The sequence below is a fragment of the Paenibacillus xylanexedens genome (genome assembly GCF_007676705.1).
Classification (GTDB): Bacteria; Bacillota; Bacilli; order Paenibacillales; family Paenibacillaceae; genus Paenibacillus; species Paenibacillus xylanexedens_C.
Genome location: NZ_VEBF01000203.1, coordinates 1 through 295 on the forward strand (window position 1 = coordinate 1; position 295 = coordinate 295).

Here is a 295-nt window from a genome sequence, read left to right on the forward strand (position 1 = left end):
AGAAAGGGGAGTTGGGTTAGAAGAGGAATATGGGGGGATTGGAATTGTGGGGTATGGGGAGGGTTATTTTGGTCGGGCTGAGGATGAAGAGGTCATCGGTTGGATTGGGGAAGGGGGAGGGGATCTGTTGTTTGTAGGACGTGGGGCGGAGAACCAAGAACGGTGGATTGATAAGCAGAAAGATGGGTTGGAGGTTGGGGTAAGGATGGGGGTTGGGGGGAGCTTTGATGTGATTTGGGGGAAAACGAAACGTGGACCTATAGTGTTCGAAAAGTTAAGAGTGGAGTGGTTCTAT

1 protein-coding gene is annotated in these 295 nt (G+C 50.8%); it reads left to right on the forward strand.

The genetic code is table 11. The features are described 5' to 3' along the window. A partial coding sequence (locus FS628_RS30450; RefSeq protein ID WP_186328039.1) for a WecB/TagA/CpsF family glycosyltransferase occupies positions 1 to 295 on the forward strand: 295 nt, incomplete at both ends.